This is a genomic window from Allokutzneria sp. A3M-2-11 16, from assembly GCF_024213555.1.
Taxonomy (GTDB): domain Bacteria; phylum Actinomycetota; class Actinomycetes; order Mycobacteriales; family Pseudonocardiaceae; genus Allokutzneria.
Map to the genome: position 1 here is coordinate 1 of NZ_JANAVO010000019.1, position 17,977 is coordinate 17,977.

Annotated in this window: 16 protein-coding genes and 1 pseudogene; 11 read left to right on the forward strand and 6 right to left on the reverse strand. The window is 69.1% G+C overall.

What is annotated here, in order from left to right; genetic code table 11:
• Positions 1-110: 110 nt before the first annotated feature.
• Complete coding sequence (locus NLX83_RS36940) at positions 111-3,344, reverse strand: GH92 family glycosyl hydrolase (protein WP_441296824.1); 3,234 nt, start codon at positions 3,342-3,344, stop codon at positions 111-113.
• A gap of 166 nt (positions 3,345-3,510) precedes the next feature.
• Here NLX83_RS36940 and NLX83_RS36945 point away from each other — a divergent pair, with 166 nt between their 5' ends.
• A complete protein-coding gene (locus tag NLX83_RS36945; protein ID WP_254239924.1) occupies positions 3,511-4,062 on the forward strand; it encodes a dihydrofolate reductase family protein in 552 nt (183 codons plus the stop codon).
• A gap of 238 nt (positions 4,063-4,300) precedes the next feature.
• Here NLX83_RS36945 and NLX83_RS36950 read toward each other — a convergent pair whose 3' ends face one another.
• The 4 genes from NLX83_RS36950 to NLX83_RS36965 are packed head-to-tail and all read right to left on the reverse strand — an operon-like array spanning position 4,301 to position 7,508.
• Entirely contained in the window at positions 4,301-4,933 is a 633-nt protein-coding gene (locus NLX83_RS36950) for a response regulator (protein ID WP_254239925.1), read from the reverse strand.
• Complete coding sequence (locus NLX83_RS36955) at positions 4,930-6,054, reverse strand: sensor histidine kinase (protein ID WP_254239926.1); 1,125 nt, start codon at positions 6,052-6,054, stop codon at positions 4,930-4,932. Before NLX83_RS36955 ends, NLX83_RS36950 begins: the two co-directional genes overlap by 4 nt.
• Positions 6,055-6,795 (reverse strand): ABC transporter permease, encoded by a 741-nt coding sequence (locus NLX83_RS36960; RefSeq protein ID WP_254239927.1) that lies wholly within the window; start codon positions 6,793-6,795, stop codon positions 6,055-6,057.
• Entirely contained in the window at positions 6,795-7,508 is a 714-nt protein-coding gene (locus tag NLX83_RS36965) for an ABC transporter ATP-binding protein (protein WP_254239928.1), read from the reverse strand. Before NLX83_RS36965 ends, NLX83_RS36960 begins: the two co-directional genes overlap by 1 nt.
• 130 nt (positions 7,509-7,638) lie before the next feature.
• On the opposite strand from NLX83_RS36965, the gene NLX83_RS41675 reads away from it, so the two are divergent.
• From NLX83_RS41675 to NLX83_RS37005, 8 genes and pseudogenes are all read left to right on the forward strand, one after another.
• Positions 7,639-7,980 carry a ClpX C4-type zinc finger protein gene (locus tag NLX83_RS41675; RefSeq protein ID WP_308209450.1) on the forward strand — a complete coding sequence of 114 codons (342 nt, stop codon included), beginning with the start codon at positions 7,639-7,641 and terminating at the stop codon, positions 7,978-7,980.
• Positions 7,934-8,620, forward strand: a pseudogene (locus NLX83_RS36975) (pirin family protein). Before NLX83_RS41675 ends, NLX83_RS36975 begins: the two are co-directional and overlap by 47 nt.
• A 32-nt stretch (positions 8,621-8,652) precedes the next feature.
• Positions 8,653-9,363 carry a hypothetical protein gene (locus NLX83_RS36980; protein WP_254239929.1) on the forward strand — a complete coding sequence of 237 codons (711 nt, stop codon included), beginning with the start codon at positions 8,653-8,655 and terminating at the stop codon, positions 9,361-9,363.
• Positions 9,364-9,375: 12 nt separating this feature from the next.
• Complete coding sequence (locus NLX83_RS36985) at positions 9,376-11,265, forward strand: S9 family peptidase (RefSeq protein WP_254239930.1); 1,890 nt, start codon at positions 9,376-9,378, stop codon at positions 11,263-11,265.
• A gap of 109 nt (positions 11,266-11,374) precedes the next feature.
• Complete coding sequence (locus NLX83_RS36990) at positions 11,375-12,325, forward strand: hypothetical protein (protein ID WP_254239931.1); 951 nt, start codon at positions 11,375-11,377, stop codon at positions 12,323-12,325.
• A 76-nt stretch (positions 12,326-12,401) separates the two neighbouring features.
• Positions 12,402-13,343 (forward strand): hypothetical protein, encoded by a 942-nt coding sequence (locus tag NLX83_RS36995; protein WP_254239932.1) that lies wholly within the window; start codon positions 12,402-12,404, stop codon positions 13,341-13,343.
• Between the two features lie 15 nt (positions 13,344-13,358).
• On the forward strand, positions 13,359-14,024 hold the full coding sequence (locus NLX83_RS37000) for an ImmA/IrrE family metallo-endopeptidase (protein ID WP_254239933.1): 666 nt from the start codon (positions 13,359-13,361) through the stop codon (positions 14,022-14,024).
• The gene (locus NLX83_RS37005) at positions 14,021-15,064 is read left to right on the forward strand and encodes a hypothetical protein (RefSeq protein WP_254239934.1); all 1,044 of its coding nucleotides are present in this window, start codon (positions 14,021-14,023) and stop codon (positions 15,062-15,064) included. The genes NLX83_RS37000 and NLX83_RS37005 overlap by 4 nt, the downstream gene beginning before the upstream one ends.
• On the opposite strand, the gene NLX83_RS41480 is transcribed toward NLX83_RS37005, so the two are convergent.
• A complete protein-coding gene (locus tag NLX83_RS41480) occupies positions 15,048-15,182 on the reverse strand; it encodes a hypothetical protein (RefSeq protein WP_256565022.1) in 135 nt (44 codons plus the stop codon). The genes NLX83_RS37005 and NLX83_RS41480 overlap by 17 nt on opposite strands.
• Before the next feature lie 323 nt (positions 15,183-15,505).
• Between NLX83_RS41480 and NLX83_RS37010 the strand changes: the two genes are divergently transcribed.
• Together NLX83_RS37010 and NLX83_RS37015 are read left to right on the forward strand one after the other, a co-directional pair.
• Positions 15,506-16,726: an HNH endonuclease signature motif containing protein gene (locus tag NLX83_RS37010; protein WP_254239935.1), complete on the forward strand. Its 1,221-nt coding sequence runs from the start codon at positions 15,506-15,508 to the stop codon at positions 16,724-16,726.
• 445 nt (positions 16,727-17,171) lie between these two features.
• Entirely contained in the window at positions 17,172-17,831 is a 660-nt protein-coding gene (locus NLX83_RS37015) for a hypothetical protein (protein WP_254239936.1), read from the forward strand.
• Positions 17,832-17,977: the final 146 nt, after the last annotated feature.

Consider the following 17,977-nt stretch of genomic DNA (forward strand, 5'->3'; position numbering starts at 1 on the left):
GCAAGGGGCCCCCAGGTCAAGCCGACCCCACCGCTGGTACCGGCGCAAGCTGGAAGCCCAGCCCCGCTGGAAGCCCAGCCCCGCTGGAAGCCCAGCCCCGCTGGAAACGCCTACCCCGAAAGCAAAGTGAGCGCGTAAATCTCCACCCTCGGATCATTGGGCAGCGAAATAGACCGAACAGCCTTCGGTACCGAAACCGAGCTGGCGAAAAGCTTCACCGGCGGCCCATCCACCCCACTCCCCGCCTTGATCCGATGCGGCATCGCGAGCGCGACCGTACTCCCGGCAGGCGTCGGACCCGCCCAATCCCCAACCTGCACAACAGCATCAACCGAAGTCCCGTCCGCGAAATTCACGGTCACTCCTGCGGACACCGGACCGCTGTGCGAAGCGAAAACCACGCTCAAACGCCCGTGGACGTTCGAGGGCAGCAACAGCGTCTGCCCGCGCGCCTCGACGAAGTTCGGCGAAGTGCCCTGGGCGGGAGGGGCCACGTAGGTGACACCGCCCCACGTCACCGGGCCGGGAGCGGGCAGCAGGTCGGCGTCGTAGCTCCAACCGCTGCCGTCGAAGTCGCCCTGAGTCGACTGGGCGACGGTAGCCGTGCCGTCGTGGTTGAGGTCGTGCGAGAGGTCCACCGCGCATTGACCGGCCACAGCGGACACGCATGTCGGCGTGGGTCGGAACTCCACGGCGATGGAGCGCGTGACCGGAGGGACTCCGGGGGAAGATACCTTGACCTGCAAGGGATAAGTGCCCGCTGGAACGCCCGCAGGAATCCGGAGTCGGAGTGGCACGGTCTCCTGGCGGGGCTGTGTGAAGGACTTGATGACCAACGGTGGCTGGCGCGACACTTGCCAGCCGGTGGGCGCGGTCGGCTCGACGAAGACCGGGAGCACGCCGGGGGACTGGCCGAGCACATCGAGGTTGACCGTGAGGTCGGTCGTGCCGATCGGTGTGGCCACAACGCGATCCCGTAGCGAGGCATCGAGGTGCACACGGGAGTCACGCGGCGCGCGGTTCACCGAAGGAGGCTCGGCGCTGGGGTTGGTGCCCCACTGCGACGGCTTGGTGTCCAAGGTGTGCGCGAGGTTCCCGCCGCGCGCGATGGCGCTCCAGTCCACCCACGTCTGCCGCACGTCACGGCCGTTCAACGCCACGTCGCGGATGTAGCGCTTCGTGTCGCTCGCCCCGGGCGCGGTGATCGTCAGCGTGCCGCCCTGCCGCGAGCCGAACTGTCCGATTCGGACGGTCGCGGACTCGAACTGCGGGCTGGACATCGCGAGGAACGTCGCCCCGTTCATGGTCGGGTACAGGCCGAGCGAGGAGAACACGTACCACGCCGACATCGTGCCCAGGTCGTCGTTGCCGGTCATGCCGTCCGGACCCGTGGTGAACAACGTCATCGCCGCGCGCACGACCGTCGCGGTCTTCGCCGGAGCACCCGCCCACAGGTACATGTACGGCGCGTGCAGATCGGGCTCGTTGTTCGGGTTGTAGGTCGGTTTGCCGTAGTAGTCGTAAGGCTTGGTGATCCAGTCCTTGCGCACGGTCCCCGCCGGATCGGCCAACAGGTTGTCGTAGGCGAAGAAACCGTCGAGCCGCTTCTCGGTGGCCTTGCGCCCGCCCATCAGCTCCACGAGCCCCGCGGGGTCCTGGGGGACGAGCCACTGGTACTGGTGCGCGCCGCCCTCGTGGAACTGGTGCGCCGCGTCAACAGGGTTGTACGGCGTCATCCACGTGCCGTCCACGGTGCGCGGGCGGAACTGGCTGATCGAGGAGTCCCACAGGTTGCGGTACCACTGGCCGCGCTCGGCGAACATGCGCGCGTCGGCGCGGTGCCCCAACTTCTCCGCCATCAGCGCGAGCGATGCGTCAGCGGCCGCGTACTCCATGGTCGCCGAGGCCGGGTTCGAGCAGTCGTTGTCGCCGCCCTTGTGCGCGCAGTCCGTACCGACCTTGAGTCCGGACGGGATGTAACCGCGCTTCTTGTAGTACTCCACGCCCGCGCGCCCGTTGTACGGCGAATTGGCCGGGGGAGTGCTCGTGGCGTTGGTCTTCATCAACGCGTACGCCTCGGCCTCGTGACCGGCGAGCAAGCCCTTCGACCACGCTTCCACCAGGAACGGCACCACGGGGTCACCGGTCATGATGTTGGTTTCGCTGCCCGCGAGCGCCCACCGCGGCAACCAACCACCGTCGCGACCGATCGCGATCACGGACAACGCGACGTCGCGCGCCACCTGTGGCTCGATGATCTGCAACAGCTGGTTCTGCGGCCTATAGGTGTCCCACAACGAGAAGTTCTGGTACGGCGTGTAGCCGGTCGCGGTGTGCACCTTGTTGTCGAAGCCGATGTAGCGACCGTCCACGTCACCGGCCAGGTTCGGGTGCATCTGCGCGTGGTAGAGCGAGGTGTAGAACGCGCGCAGTCGATCCGTGGGGCCGCCGCTGACCTTGATGGCGCCCAGCTTCTCCACCCACGCCTGGCGCAGCTTCGCGCGCGTGGCGTTGAAGTCGTAGGAATCAGCCGTCTCCGCGAGAAGGTTCTTCCGCGCGCCCTCGATGCCCGTATAGGACAGGCCGACCTTCACCACGACGTCGCGGTCGGTCTTCGCGTCGAAGCTCACCCAACCGCCGTTGCCGCCGCTGCCCGCCGCGTCGCGGCTGCCCGGGGTGATCGTCGAGCCCCGCCACGTGCCGTGTGCGCTGAACGGGCGGTCGAACGTCGCGGTGAAGTGCACAGTGTGCTTGTCGCGGCCCGCGCAGAAGCCTCCCGCGAGCACGCGGCCCTCGATGGTGCGGTCACCGACGATGTGGATCTCGGAGTCGTAGACGGTCTGGTTCGCCTTGCCCGTGTTGAACAGGACGTTCGCCTCGCCCGTCGCGGGGAAGGTGTAGCGCTGCCAGCCGGTGCGCGGCGTCGCGGTCAGCTCCGCGTTGATGCCGTACTTCGCCAGCCCCACGCGGTAGTAGCCGGGCGTGGCCTCCTCGTCGGAGTGCGAGTACTTCGACTTGTAGGCGTTGTGGTCGACCGTGTTCACCGCGCCGGTGGTGGGCATCATCGGCAGCTCGCCCATGACGCCGCAGCCCACGCCGGAGAGGTGGGTCTGGCTGAAGCCGTAGATCGAGTCCTGCTCGTAGTCGTAGCCGCCCTGGCCCCCGGTGTCCGGGCTGACCTGCACCATGCCGAAGGGCGCGCTCGCGCCGGGGAAGGTGTTGCCGAAGTTCTTCGTGCCGACGAAGGGGTTCACCAGCTCCACGCCGTCGACCGGCGGGGGAGCCGCGTGCGCGGTCCCGGTCAGCAGCCCGGCGAGCAGCAGTCCAGCTGCCGTTCCGGCCACGAATCGCCTACTGGAAGGCCACATGTGGGCGTACCTCCTCGATGACAACGTTGTCCGGGAACCTGCTCGGACTACATCAAGGGAAGCTTTTCGCTGTCAATCGTTCCGCGGAACCTGTCTCGTCCTTGTCCGATGAGTTCTCCGCGCCCGGGAGGTCTACCCAGTCATGAGAAGACTGATCTACACGTTCGGCGTGTCCATGGACGGCTACGTCAACGACCGCGACGGCAGCATCAACTGGACCGACCCCGACGATGAGCTGCACCAGTTCCACAACGACCGCTACCGCGAGATCGAGATCTCGCTGCACGGCCGTCGGCTGTACGAGCTGATGGCCGAGTACTGGCCGCACGTGCCCGAGGACGCGCCGCCCATCCAACGGGAGTTCGCCGCGCTCTGGACGGAGAAGCCCAAGGTCGTCTTCTCCCGCACGCTCACCGAGGTCCACTGGAACAGCAGGCTGGTCAGCGAGAACGCGGTCGAGGAGGTTCGCAGGCTCAAGGCCGAGGGCGACGGCGTCATGGAGGTCGGCGGCGCGGGCATCGCGGCTTCGCTGATGCCGCACGGCCTCATCGACGAGTACCAGCTGTTCGTCTCTCCCGTGGTCCTCGGCGGTGGCACACCGATGTTCCCGTCGCTGGACAAGCGAATCCAAGCCCGGCTGGCCGAGACGAAGCACTTCGACCACGTGGTGATGCTCCGCTACGTGACCGACTAGCGCGCGTCCTGCAAGCGGTACCCAACGATCGTCACGCCCCGCCAGAACATCCTCAGCGCAGCCCAAACTCCCGTTTCGTACTCAAAACGGGTTTTTGGAGCGCTCTTTTTCCCGTTATGAGTACGAAACGGGGTTCTCTAGACGGCGCCCGCGGGGGATGGGGTGGACGGGCGCGTGGAGTGCATGGGACGGAGTTTACTTGGTGGGCGGAGTGCGGGTGCGGCTTGCGGGACAGGGCTTAGCGTTGGTTCAACCGCAGCAGCCCGCGTTCAAGTGCGACGGTCACCGCGGCGGTGCGGTCGTCCACGTCGAGCTTCGTGAACGCGTGCACCAGGTGCGTCTTGACGGTCGCCTCGGAGATCGCCAGTTCGCGGCCGATCGCGCGGTTGGTCAGGCCCTTCGCCACCAGGCCCAGGACCTCCACCTCGCGATCGGTCAGCGACTCCGGCTGGGGACCGCGCAACCGGCCGAGCAGCTTCGCCGTGAGCCCCGGCGCGAGCACGGGCTCCCCGCGCGCCGCCGCCCGCACCGCGCGGAACAGCACCTCCCTCGGCGCGTCCTTGAGCAGGCACCCGGTGGCACCGGCCTCGACCGCGCGGATGATCTCCGCGTCCTCGTCGTAGGTGGTCAGCACCAGCACGCGCACGGACGGGTGGGCTGAGCTGAGCCGTTCGATCGCGCCGACCCCGTCGAGCACCGGCATCCGCAGGTCCATCAGCACCACGTCGGGCAGTTCGCGGGCCACCACGTCCAGGGCGGCGCGGCCGTTCTCCGCCTCGCCGACGACCTCCAGATCTGCTTGTCCCGCAAGCATTCCGCGCAGTCCGTCGCGCACGACGGGGTGGTCGTCGACCACGACGAGCCTGATCATGACGGAACCGAGGCGGCGATCGTGGTGCCCTGGCCGGGCTCGCTCTCGATGATCAGCGCGCCGCCGACGCCCGCGATCCGTTCCCGCATGCCCACCAAACCGAATCCGCCCTCTCGCGCGACCGTGGTGCCCGCGCCGTCGTCGTCCACGTCCAAGGTCACTGTGTCCCCGAGGTAGGACAGTGACACGATCACCCGGTTCGCGTCCGCGTGCCGCGCCACGTTGGTCAACGCTTCCTGGGTGACGCGCAGCAACGCGGTCTCCGTCTCCGGGTGCAGCGCGGTGACGTCGCCCGTGGTGCGCAGTTCCGCGCGCACGCCGGACGCCGCGGACCACCACAGGAGCGTGCGTTCCAGTGCCTGCGGCAACGACGCCTCCTCCAACAGGTCCGGCCGTAGTGCTTGTACAGACCGACGAACCTCGTCGAGCCCGTCGCGGGCAGTTGTGCGCGCGGTGACGACGTGCTCGCGCGCGTCCTCGGCGCGGCCGTCGAACGCCTGGTCGGCTGCTTCGAGCTGCGTGACGATGCTGGTGAAGCTCTGCGCCACGGTGTCGTGGAGTTCGCGTGCGAGCCGTTCGCGCTCTTCAAGCACTCCGGCGCGCCGCGCGGTCTCGGCCAGCTCCGCACGGGCTTCGCGCAGCCGTTCGTGCTGCTTTACAAGCGCGTTGACGAACAGCGCGATCAGCAGGGCGACCGCGGTCGAGCTGAGCACGCTGAGCAGCACTCCGCGCGGCGCGGCCGGTCCCGCGAGCGTCCAGGCCACGAACCCGGTGACCCCCGCGACGGGCAGCATCGCCCACCAGCCCAGCGTTACGAACATCAAGGGGTACAAGGCGTACAGCATGACCGAGTGGTGCTGGTGCAGCGTCACCAATGCCAGCACGAGGCCCGTCATGCCGACCCAGTAGACCGTCATCGGCAACGGCCGCAGCCACCACTCGGGACGGCGGGCCATCATCAGCCAGTGCCACACCAGCACCGCGACGGACAGGCCGAGCACGAGCAAGCGGTCCGAGCCGGACATCCGCGTGTCCGACTGCGCGATCCCGGTGGACACGACCACCATCGCGGCCAGCAGCGCGTGCCACACCCAGATCCGTTCCCACAGCTGCTCTTCCACCTACCGTGACTCCCACCTGAACGCGCGCAGCGCGACGGCCGTCCCGACCACCGCGGTCCCCAGCAGCACGATCAGCGCCGTCCCATCCAGAACCCCGTGCGCCCAGGCCGCCCGGATCGCGTTCACAGCGTAGGTGACCGGCAGGACGTCGCTGAGCCGTTGCGCGAACTCCGGCAGGCTCTCGCGCGGGAACAGCGCACCGGAGATGAAGATCGACGGGAAGTACAGCGCGGAGGAGACAGCCTGTGTCATCCGCACGGTGGGCAGCATGGCGCCCAACAGGAACCCGAGCGCCAGCACACAGCACGCGGCCGCAGCCAACACCAGCAGCACCAAGGGGATCGACGCGGGTCGCGACAACCCGAAGAACGCGGAGGCGACCACGACGAGCAGTGCCGCGCCCAACACGCTCATGAGGAGGTTCGTCAGCGCGTGCGACCCCAGGATCTGCCACGGCCGCAACGGGCTGACCCGCATCCGGCGCAGGATGCCCTTGTCGCGGTAGTCGGCCAGGGTCTCGGCCATCCCCAAGACCCCTGAGGTGGTCATGACGTACACGAGGTACCCGGCGACCACCACGTCGACCACCCCGGCTCCGCCGAAGAACTCCCTTGGCTGGTTTCCGTTGGAGCCATTGAGGAACAGCAGCAACAACGGCAGCGCGAGGGTGAACAGCACCGCGGCGGGCTCGCGCAGGAACAACGCGACCTCCACGCGGGTGAGCGCGAACAGCGGGCGCATCACGCGGCCTCCTCGGTCAGCGCCAGGTAGGCGGACTCCATGCTCTGGTGGGCGCCGCGCAGCTCGGCCGGGGTGCCCGCGGCGGCGACGCGGCCGCCCGTGATCACCACGAGCCGGTCGCACAACCGCTCCGCCTCGTCCATCGCGTGGGTCACCAGCAGTACGGAGACCCCCCGCGTCCGCAACGCCCTGACCAGGGACCACGTGTCCCGCCGCGCGGCCGGGTCGAGCCCGGTGGTCAGCTCGTCGAGCACCACCACCTCCGGGTCTCCGAGCAGGGCCAGCGCGATGAACAGCCGCTGCCGCTGCCCGCCGGAGAGCGCGGCGAACGCGGTGCCGTGCTGCTCGGCCAGCCCCCATTCGGCGAGCAGCGCGCCCGGGTCGGTGTGCCGCGGGTAGGCCGACGCGAAGATCCGCATCGCCTCGCGCACCTTCATCCGGTTGGGCAGCACGGCGTGCTGCAACTGCACTCCGACGCGGTGCCGCACCGCCGGATCGGTCACCGGGTCCAGCCCGAGCACCCGCACCGTGCCGCCGTCGGGTTCGCGCAGCCCCGCCGCGCACTCGACGGTGGTGGTCTTCCCGGCCCCGTTCGGCCCGAGCACGCCGAAGACCTCGCCGCGCCGGACGTCCAGCGAGATCCCGTCGACGGCGACCTTCGCGCCGTAGGACTTGCGCAGGTCCCTGATCGAGACCACGACCTCGTTCTCCATGCGGTCCAGGCTCGCGGGCGGAGGGGGTGGCGGACATCGTGCGACCGCTCGGTGCCGCGTCCATCGTTCGATGGAGCTTGTCAGGGCTGACCTGACATGTCAGGCTGGACCTGACGCGAGGAGGTTCGCCGTGGGCATCCGATGTTCGTTCTGCGCCAAGCACCACACCGAGGTCAACAAGGTCGTCGCCGGACCCGGCGTGTACATCTGCGACGGCTGCGTCGGCATGTGCGTGGAGATCATCGCCAGCACGGCCGAGGCACCGGTCGAGTGGCCGGACTCGACCCAGATGACCGACGAGGAGATGCTGGAGGCGCTGCCGCGCGTCGCCGCCGTGGAGAAGCAGGTCGACGTCGCGCTGCGGATCTGGGTGGCGCGGCTGCGCGAACGCGGGATCGCCTGGGGCCGCATCGGCGAGGCGCTCGGTGTCACCCGGCAGACCGCGTGGGGCCGGTTCTCCGAGGAGGATTAGCGTGGAAGTCCTGACAGCGCGCGATGTTCCGCTCGGCGGCCCGCGTGCGATGACCGTGCGGCGCACGCTGCCGCAGCGCCGTCGATCCCTGATCGGCGCGTGGTGCTTCGTCGACCACTACGGGCCCGCGATGGCATCTGCCACTCCGAGAAATCCACTGCCTCGCTCTCCGGCCCGCTGCACGGCGTCCAGCTGTGGGTCGCGCTGCCGGACGCGCATCGCCGCACCGCCCGCGACTTCGTCAGCTATACGGCGGAGCCGGTCCGGCTCGAAGGCGCGTCGTTGTGCGTTTTCCTGGGCAGCCTCGCTGGACACCGGCGCCGTCTCGGTCGCCGGTACGAAGCTCGCACCCAGCGATCTTGGTTATCTCCCTACGGGTTCGGCTAGTGTCGCGTTGGTGAATCACGACGCGGAGCCCGCGCGCCTGCTGCTGATCGGCGGTGCGCCGTTCGAGGAGCAGATCCTCATGTGGTGGAACTTCGTCGGCCGCACGCACGAGGAGATCGCCGCCTTCCGCGAGGCGTGGCAAGGGGAGTCCGCGCAGTTCGGCCGCGTCGAGGGCTATGCGGGCCCGGTCCGGCGGCTGCCCGCGCCCGCGCTGCCCGGCGTGAGGATCAAACCTCGCCCGGCCGCGCGCTGATTACCGCGGCCGGAGCAGGGAACTCGCTGGTCATGGTGAAGATTCCCGTTCGAGAGAGCGAACTCAAAGCCGCGGCGGTGCTGCTGCGCCCGGCTCGGCTGCTGACCGGCGCGTTCCGCGGCCTCGCCGCCCTCCGGCACGCGCGCGCGTTCCACCCGCTCGGCATTCCGCTGGACGGCGCGCTCACCGTGGAGCACCGCGGGCCGCTGCCGCTTCCCCCCGGCACCCATCCGCTGATCGCCCGGCTGTCCAAGGGCGCCGGGCGCCGCGGTGACAAGGCCGATGTGCTCGGGCTGGCCCTGCGCGTCGAAGTGGACGGCGAGCCGTGGGACCTGGCGCTGTCCAGCTCGGGAGCCGGGCGGCTCGGCCGGATGCTGCCGAAACCCGCGGGTTCCTGGCGGCGGACGCGCTTCGGCAGCATCCTGCCGTACCGCGTGAACGGCAGGCGGCTGTGGATCTCCGCGCTCGCGCACGGCGGTGACGAGCACTGGGACACCGCGGACCTGGCCGCCGTGCCCACCACGACGAGCCCGCTGCTGCTGAGCTTGCAGACCACGACGTTCCTCGGCCGCTGGACGACCGCGGCCACCTTGGCGCTCTACCCGAACGAAGGCTTGGAGCAGCCGTCGTTCGACCCGATGCGCAACTGCCCCAACGAGGTGCGGATGATTCCGCACTGGCTCCGCGAAGCACGAGAACTGGCCTACCGGGGAAGCCGCTCCGGCAGGAGGTCCACTGGATGAAGGAGAGCTTGAGTGCCCGAACTGACCGCGGAACTGATCGTCGACGGCAAGGTGCCGAGGAGGGCGGACATCTCCCCGGACGGCCGTTGGGTGGTCTACGTCGTGCACCCGCTCAGCAAGGCCGACGAGCACCCTGTCGCCGCTTTGTGGCTCGCGGCCACCAACGGCGGCACACCGCCACGGCAGCTGACGGCGGGCACCGCACTCGACACCGCGCCCAGGTGGGCCCCCGACTCCGCGGCCGTCTACTTCCTCTCTGATCGCGCCGAGCGGGGAACCCAGCAGCTGCACCGCATCCGGCTCGACGGCGGCGAGGCCGAGCCGCTGACCACGTGGAAGGGCGGGATCAGCGACCACCTGCCGCTGGCCGACCCCGGTGTGGTCGCACTCGTGGCCGCCGACGAGCCGACCGAGGAGGACGAGCGCCGCGAGCGCGAACGCGACGACGCCCGGGTCTACGGCGAGCGCGTCCGCTACGGCCGCGTGCGGCTGTTCTCCTTGGCGGACAAGGAGGTCGCTGCTCCGATCGGTCCGTCCGAGCGACATGTGGTCGAGCTGACGCAGCGCCCCGGCGGTGGCCCGCTGGCGCTGCTGAGCTGGCCGGACACGGAGCTGGACGCCTGCTTCGTGGACTCGATGGTGCACGTGGTCAACCTCGCAACGGGGGAGACGCGCGAGATCTGCCGGACCCCGGCCGTGCCCTCGGAACTGACCTGGTGGCGCTCCGGCGACGACTGGAAGCTGGCCTTCCTCGCCACCACGCCACCCGGGCCGGTCGGCGGCGAGGCGGTGTTCTCCGTCGACGAGTCGGGAAAGCCGGACAACCTCAGCGCCGGGATGCCGATGTGCCCGATCTCCCTCGCCGCCCCCGCCTCCGGCGGGCTGCTCGCGCTGTTCGCGCACGGGCTCGACTCCGCGCTGCACCGGATCGACACGCGCACCGAACTGTCCACAATGGACGGTTTCGCGAACGTCCTGTCAGTCAGCTCCTCGGGCGCCGTCGTCGCTGTGCTGCGGAGCACGACGTACGAGCCGATCGACGTCCACGCGGGTCCGCCGTCCGGGCCGTTCACGCGGCTCTCCGACACCCGTCCTGAACTGCACGAGATCACCTGGGGGCGCCAGGAGCGGTTGGCGTACAAGGCATCCGACGGCTTGGAGCTGGACGGCCTGCTGGTCCTCCCGCCGGGCAAGACGCGCGCCGACGGCCCGTTTCCGCTGGTCACCATCCTGCACGGCGGTCCCTACGACCGCGATGCCGACAAGCTCTCCGTGCACTGGGCGCCGTCCGGGCAGTGGTTCGCCACCGGGGGTTGCGCGGTGTTCCTGGCCAACCCGCGCGGCGGCGCCGGGCACGGGCACGAGTTCGCGGCGAGCGTGGCGGGCGCGGTCGGCCTGGACGACTGGACCGACATCGTCACCGGGATCGACCTGCTGGTGGCCGAGGGCGTCGCCGACCCGGAGCGCCTCGGCTTCGCCGGGTGGAGCCAGGGCGGTTTCATGGCGGCGTGGGCGGTGGGGCAGACCGACCGCTTCCGCGCGGCCGTGATGGGCGCGGGCATCAGCGACTGGGGGCAGATGGTCGCGGCGGGGGAGCTGGCCACCTACGACGGCACCCTCGGCGGCAGCGCCGGCTGGGAGGGCACCGGCCCGCACCGGCACGACCGGCTGAGCCCGATCTCCTACGCCGACAAGGTGAAAACTCCCGTGCTGATCCTGCACGGCGAAGATGACCCGAACGTCCCACTGGCACAGGCGGAGTACTTCCACCGCGCCCTCCGCGCGCACGGCGTCGAGCACGAATACGTCGTCTACCCAAGGGAAAAGCACAGCATCGCCGAGCGCGCCCACCAGATCGACGTGCTGCGCCGCGGCCGGGACTGGTTCACCCGGTGGTTGTAGTGACCGCAAACGATCTGACATCGGTCGGATAACTCAACGTGAATCAGTAGATCCACTCCGTGTTTTCGAGCGTATGTTCGATGTGGAGAGATGTGAGAGGGGGTGCGTCATGTCCGCCTACGACGAGTTACGCGAACACCGCCGGTTCGGGCCGCTGTGCCTCGCGCTGACCTTCCGGTTGCTCAGCGAGGAGGTGCGGAGGTTCCCGGCGCTCACCCCGGAGCAGGGCTGGCAGCCCGCCGAGCTGGAAGACCTGCTCGGTGAGTTCCTGGTCGACCGGATCAAGCCCGTCACCGCCAACCTGCTGGCGCTGGCCACCGACGACGACTCGCTCGGCAAGCTGCTGCGGACCTCGATCCGCCGCTGGCTGGTCGACCGGGCGAGGACGACCGCGGTCGGTGCGCTGCGCCGCGCGCTGGAGAAGGTGCTCTCCACCAACCCCCTCTTCGAACAGGTACCGGCCACCGAGCCCGGCGCGGGCCGGTGGCGGCTGGCCGGGAGCACGGGCCCGCCGTGGGGAGGGAAGTTCGAGCACCTGGTCGAGGCCGCGCGCGGGGTGCCGAACGTCAAGATCCCCAAGTGGACCAGCGAGACCCGGCGGGCCCCGGTCGCCGACTCCGCCTCGATCGCCGCCGTGGCCAAGGCGGTGCTCGCCGCGGCGGGGGGCAGCCTGGAGCTCGGCCAGATCGTGGTCGTCTTCCTGGCCCGCTTCCCCGTGGTGCTCGACCCCGTGGTGATCTCGCTCGACTCCGACGCCGGGACCCCGGTCGACCTCGGCGACGAGCTGACCCCGGAGGAGCAGGTGATCGCGGCCGAGCAGGAGCTGGAGGCCGCGGTGGTGGCCGCCGAGATCGTCGGCATGCTCGCGCCGAGGGAGCGCAAGATCGTGCCTTACCTGGACAACCCCAGGGCGATCCAGGCGCTGCTCGGCATCGGCCGCAGCCAGGCCTACCAGCGGGCGAAGCGGCTGAAGGAGAAGCTCGCCCAGCTGATCGGCGACAGCGGCGACGCCAGCGCCGTGGCCCGCGAGGTGATCTGGCTGTGCAAGAACGGCCGGTGAACACCGGACGAATGACGAGTTGTGCCGTCAGTCAGGGATGCCAGACCCCGAATGGCCGACCAGACGGGAGTGCACCATGAGTGACCCGGTAATGCCACAGCGCCTTCTCGACCTGCTGGACCAGGCGGGAGGACCTGTCGATCCCTTCGGTGACGTCGCCGAACCCGAGATCGCGACCGGTCAGCTGTGGCGAGCCAGGTGGGACGGGGATCGGGTCCTCGTCCTCATCCTGAGCGTGGAGGGCAGGGACGTCATCGCAGCGCCGGTGACGCTCGACCCACCGGCGGAGGACGACCTCTGCCTGGTCGTCGACGGTTCCCGGACCAGTTCCGGGGTGCCCGCGACACTGTGGGCCGGATTGACCGGCCCCGTCCCCATCCGGGTGCTCGACCGCCCGGTGGACTCGTGGGGACAGGACATCGTGCACTGGGCGGCCACGGCCGTGCCGGTGCCCGCCGAGGAGGTGCCCCCCGGCACCCGCCGCGGCCGCGCCGTCGACTCGGCGCTGGAACCCGCCGCCGACGTGCGCGCGGACCTGGACGACACCCTCGACCGGCTGCGGCTGGCCCCGGCGCTGCCCGTGGTCAAGCCCGGCGAAGCCCCGATCACCCTGGCCGGGCTGCTCGGCAAGGGACCCAAGATCGACCTGCTGCGCTCGGCCCTCGGGCTGCCGCAGCACGAGGTGATGAAGCTGCTCAGCGGTACCCGTCCGCTCACCCCCGACCTGGCGGCGGTGGTGGCTGCGGAAACCGGACTGTCCACAGAGGACGTCACGCAGGCCGTGCTCGCGCTGCCCCCGGAGCTGGTCGCCGAGGTGGAGCACCCGCGCTGGCGGCCGACCTGGACCGATCTGGCCGGGCGCGACGACGTCGACGAGGCCACCGCCCGGCTCACCGCGAGCTACGGCACCTTCGCGCTGGCCGGCAGGCAGACCGGCGGCGCGGCACCCGACTGGCGCGGGAGGTTGCGGCAGTTCCTCGACCGCCCCGCCGATCCCGAACCACCGAGGGAGGGCTGACTGACCCGGACGCTCGTGCTCGCGCAGGTCCGGGCCATGCTCGCGGTCCTCGACCGCAGGTGGCCCGGAGCCGCGCGGCGACTACGACCCCATCCGATCGTGGAAATGGCTTCGTGGCCGGAGATCCGCCTCCGGCTCGTCGACGAGCACATCGGCTCGCGGGGGTGCGCGGTCTCCGGCAGCTACCACCCGGAGCTGACCCCGCCGACGTTGCTCGTCGGGCGTTCGCTGTCGCACCGGCGGCGCGCGTTCACGGCCCTGCACGAGCTGGGCCACCACCTCCAGCAGACCGACGTGGACCTCGGCGAGCGCACCTTCGAGGCGTCGAACCCTTTGCGGTTCCAGGAAAAGGCGTGCGACGCGTTCGCCGCCGAAGTGCTGCTGCCCGACGCGGAGCTGGCCCGGCCCGGCCTCACGGCTCGGGACATCGTCGCCGCTTACGAGAGTTCGGCCGCTTCCCGGGAGGCTTGCTGCGTCTGGGCTTCGCGGCACATTCGCGGGACCGTTGCTCTGCTGGACGCGTCGGGGACCGTGCTTTTCGCTTCAGGACGCGGGATTTCCGGTAGCCCGCTTGTTCGCGCGGCTTTGCGGTCTCGCGGTCCTGTCTCGGATTCGACCGGCGACGCCGCGTGGTGCGACGGCTACCTGATCGCCGTACTTCGCGTAGGTTCGTCCGCGTGACCTTGTCTGCGCGCATTGCCGACTACGGCGCGGTGTCGACCGCTTTGACCCTGCTCAGCGATCAGCGACTGGCCAAGGCGCTCGACGAGGCGCAGGTCCTCGGCACCGGCATCGGCGGCGCCGCGTCGCTGATGGAGGTCGAGGGCGTTCGCGTGTTCGTCAAGCGCATCCGGCTCGCGGATGTCGATCGGGAGAACGCGCTGTCCACCGCGAACCTGTTCGGGCTGCCCGCGTATGCGCAGTACGGCGTGGGGATTCCGGGGACCGAGGTGGGGTCTCCGGGCTTCAACGTGTGGCGCGAGGTCGCCGCGAACGTGATGACGACGAACTGGGTGCTCGATGGTTCGTGTCCGAACTTCCCGCTGACCTATCACTGGCGCGTGGTGGACGGGCCTGAGCCCACCGCTCCGCAACTGTCCGAAGTGGACGAGACCGTGGAGTTCTGGCACGGCTCCACCGCGGTCCGTTCCCGGTTGGAGGCCAAAGCCGCAGCTTCGTCCAGCGTCGTGCTGTTCCAGGAGTACCTGCCGACGGATCTGACCTCCTGGCTCGAAACACAGGACGCCGAGGCCGTTGCCGCCGAGGTGGAGCGGCAACTGCGGTCCACCGCCGCGTTCATGAACACGCGCGGGCTCCACCACTTCGACGCGCACTTCGGGAACCTGCTCACCGATGGCAGGCTGGTGTACTTCGCCGATCTGGGCCTGGCCACCTCGACGCGCTTCGAGCTGTCCTCGGAGGAGTCTTCGTTCGTTCGCCTCAACGCCAGTCATGACGAGGTGTACGTGACGATGCGCGTCGTCAACTGGTTGGTGCAGACCCATCTCGGCCTCGGGCCCGCCGAGCGCAACGCCTACATCCGCCGCTGCGCCGAGGGCGTGGAACCCGAACTGCCCCCGGTCGCCGCGGAGATCGTCAAACGGAACGCGCCTGTCGTCGCGGTGATGAACGAGTTCTACTGGGGCTTGTTCACCGAGAGCCGCCTGACTCCGTACCCTGCTTCGGAGATCGCCAAAGCTGGCTTCACCGCAACGCGCTGACGATGATCTTCGCTGTTCTCGCGAGGAGTGCGTTGTCCACCTTCGCCTCCTTGGTGTCCTTTGTGGACAGAACCGCGATCGTGATCGGAGTGCCCTGCTCGGTCCACGTCACGCCCACGTAGAGCTGCCAGTACGCGCATGGTTTGTTGACGTTGGAGGGCTGTTGGGGGTTGCTTCTTGGGCTTCCAGCTCGCGCCGGTACCAGCGTGGGTCGGCTTGACCTGGGGCCCCTTGCGCGTGCCCTTGGGCCTTTCAGGGGCACGGGATGGAACCCCGGCCCTCGCGACAAGCGTATGGCACGCGCTCCCCAGGTAAAGCCGACCGTTTCGCGTGCGGCCTGCGGCAGGTGCGGAGCCGGGTTTTCCCTTGTGTACCAAAGATTTGTACGTTCCGGAAAGGTGTGATTAAGTGGAAGTATCCGCACGGGAGGGAGGTGTGATCATGTTGGATACCAAGGCAATCAAGGATCTTCTCGCCGCGCAGTTGGCGGCCAACGACTCCTATCAGTTGTCCGAGAACGAGCACCTCGAATTCCTGTCGGAGCTAGAGGCGATCAGCAGACTCCTCACCGCTGTGCAAACCGACGCCAACACCCAGGCCGACGAACGCGTCCTGCACGCCACCTACGGGTGCAAGGACCTGCCGATGCTGTTGTGCAACAAGCTGCAGATCCATCCCGGAGAGGCCAAGCGGCGCACGCGGTTGGTGCGCGAGCTACCAACCCTCCCGAACACCCGCGAGGCGATGTACGCGGGTGAGATCAGTGGCGAACACGCGCTGGTCATCTCCGATGCGATCAAGCGTCTCCCGTCAGAGCACGAGGCCGGTGCTGAACGTGTGCTGGCGGATGTCGCGCCGACGTTGGACCCGGAGTTCCTGAAGCGTGCCGGGAAGTACGTGCGGACCGTGGTCGACCCCGACGGCGTCTATAAGGATGAGAAGGAAGCGTTCGAGCGGCGGGCGGCGCGGATGTCCCGGGGCAATGACGGGAGCTTGCACTTTCGCACCACGGTGGGTCCGCTCGACGGTGAGAAGATCTTCAACCTGTTCCTCGCGATGAGCAAACCCCGATCTGTCGATGGGGAGAAGGACCCGCGTACGTTTGAGCAGCGGCTGGCCGATGCCTTCGTCGAGGCCATGACCATCGCCATGACCGCCCACGACATCCCCGGACTCCCGCGCTCGCTGGTGGTCATCACCATGGACGCGGACAACCTGGCGAACAAGACCGGGTGCGGCCGGACCGACACCGGACAGCCGGTGTCCCCGGACCTGGCCCGGCACACCGCTTGTGATGCCGATATCGCCCACGTCATCCTCGGGGAGAAGGGGGAACCCCTCGCCTACGGACGCGGACGACGCCTCGCCTCACTCGCCCAGAGACGCGCGCTCGCCGTGCGGGACAAGGGATGCGCCTTCCCCGGCTGTGATCGGCCACCCTCCTGGCCGGAAGCTCATCATGTAGTGCATTGGATCGACGGCGGGCCGACCGATCTCGACAACCTCGTCCTGCTCTGCGTGTACCACCATCACGTGATCCACGCACAGGAGTGGGTGATCATCTTCGAGCACGGGATACCGAGCTTCATCCCTCCGAAGTGGATCGATCCTGACCAGACACCCATGCGGAACATCAGGGTGGACTGCCCACTGATGTTATAGCCCCGGAGTGGCGCGGCGCTGGAACGTGAGGGTTCCAGCGTGGTGCAGGCGTGGGCTGAAAAGGTAAGGGGCGCAATGGATCGGAGGCTTTACCTGGGGTGCGCGTGCCATACGCTCGCGCGCGGGGGCCGGGTTCCTCCCGTGCCCGCCCGGCAGGCCCTCGGCACGCGCGAGGGGCCCCAGGTCAAGCCGACCCCGCGCCGGAACCAGGCCGTGTCTGTCTTCGCCAGAAAAGGAGAGGGGGCAAACGGTGAGAGATACCATCGCCGCCCAGTCCTGCGTCAAACCGCGTGGCGGGCACGAGTGCGCTCCTGGGGGTCCGCTGGCGAGGTGGAGCGGCAGGTCAAGAAAGTCCACTGTGGACAGAGAAGTCGCGAGCAAGTTCGTGCTTCCGGGTGAAGGTTTGCCTACGCGGCAAACGCGGTTCGTTCGTAGCTTCCGGTTCGTGCAGCCCACGAACGCAGACCTCGCCTCAGTCGCCCTGCCCGCCATGCGCCTGCACCCGGCCCCAGGACAGCCGGGAGTGGACCAGAGCCACATCGGCGGCCCGCTGCTGTGGCCGGTCGACGAGCCCTGGCCGGGACCGGCCTACAGCGCGCTCCAGCTCTACCGCAAGGACTTCCCGAGCCTGCCCTTCCCCCGGGGCACGGACCTGCTCCAGGTGTTCGTCTGCCCCGGCGGCACCCTGGACGGGCCGGGTGCCACGGTGGTGTGGCGGGCGGCGGCGGAGGTCACCGACGTGACGGCGGAGCCACCGCCGCGCCCGCGCTTCGACGACGAGCACTTCCACGCCAAGCCCTGCCTGCTGGAACCGTGCCGGATCGACGAGCACCCGCTCTCCGCGACCTTCGCGCAGGGGTGCAAGGTCGGCGGCTGGACCACCTGGTTCGGCGGGGAACCGCACCACCTGCTGCGCTGCCCGGAGTGCTCGGCGGTGCGGCGGCCCCTGATCGGCCTGGACACCTACGAGTTCCCGCACGACTCGTGCGGCCACCAGCCGAAGACCGTCAACCCGGTCGGCTGGAAGTTCGGCAGCCTCGGCGTCCTCTACGTCTTCGCGTGCTCGCGCAACCCGCGGCACCCGGTCATGACGTTCGAGGACTGACGGCGCAGTCGAACAGAAAACAACACGCGCCCGTCCCTCATTGGGCCGATCGGCGGTGCGGGTGTTCAAAGTTGATGAAAGCTGATCGAAGGCGTTGACATCTGTTCGTCCACGAATGTGAAATGGGTCCCGGTCGATGCCCGCCG

Excerpts from the sequence above, each read along its gene's own strand:
- NLX83_RS36960 (WP_254239927.1), bottom strand. The coding sequence starts at position 6,795 with ATGCGCCCGCTGTTCGCGCTCACCCGCGTGGAGGTCGCGTTGTTCCTG.
- NLX83_RS36995 (WP_254239932.1), top strand. The coding sequence starts at position 12,402 with ATGAGTGACCCGGTAATGCCACAGCGCCTTCTCGACCTGCTGGACCAG.
- NLX83_RS36990 (WP_254239931.1), top strand. The coding sequence starts at position 11,375 with ATGTCCGCCTACGACGAGTTACGCGAACACCGCCGGTTCGGGCCGCTG.
- NLX83_RS37010 (WP_254239935.1), top strand. The coding sequence starts at position 15,506 with ATGTTGGATACCAAGGCAATCAAGGATCTTCTCGCCGCGCAGTTGGCG.
- NLX83_RS36965 (WP_254239928.1), bottom strand. The coding sequence starts at position 7,508 with ATGGAGAACGAGGTCGTGGTCTCGATCAGGGACCTGCGCAAGTCCTAC.
- NLX83_RS36950 (WP_254239925.1), bottom strand. The coding sequence starts at position 4,933 with ATGATCAGGCTCGTCGTGGTCGACGACCACCCCGTCGTGCGCGACGGA.
- NLX83_RS36980 (WP_254239929.1), top strand. The coding sequence starts at position 8,653 with ATGGTGAAGATTCCCGTTCGAGAGAGCGAACTCAAAGCCGCGGCGGTG.
- NLX83_RS36945 (WP_254239924.1), top strand. The coding sequence starts at position 3,511 with ATGAGAAGACTGATCTACACGTTCGGCGTGTCCATGGACGGCTACGTC.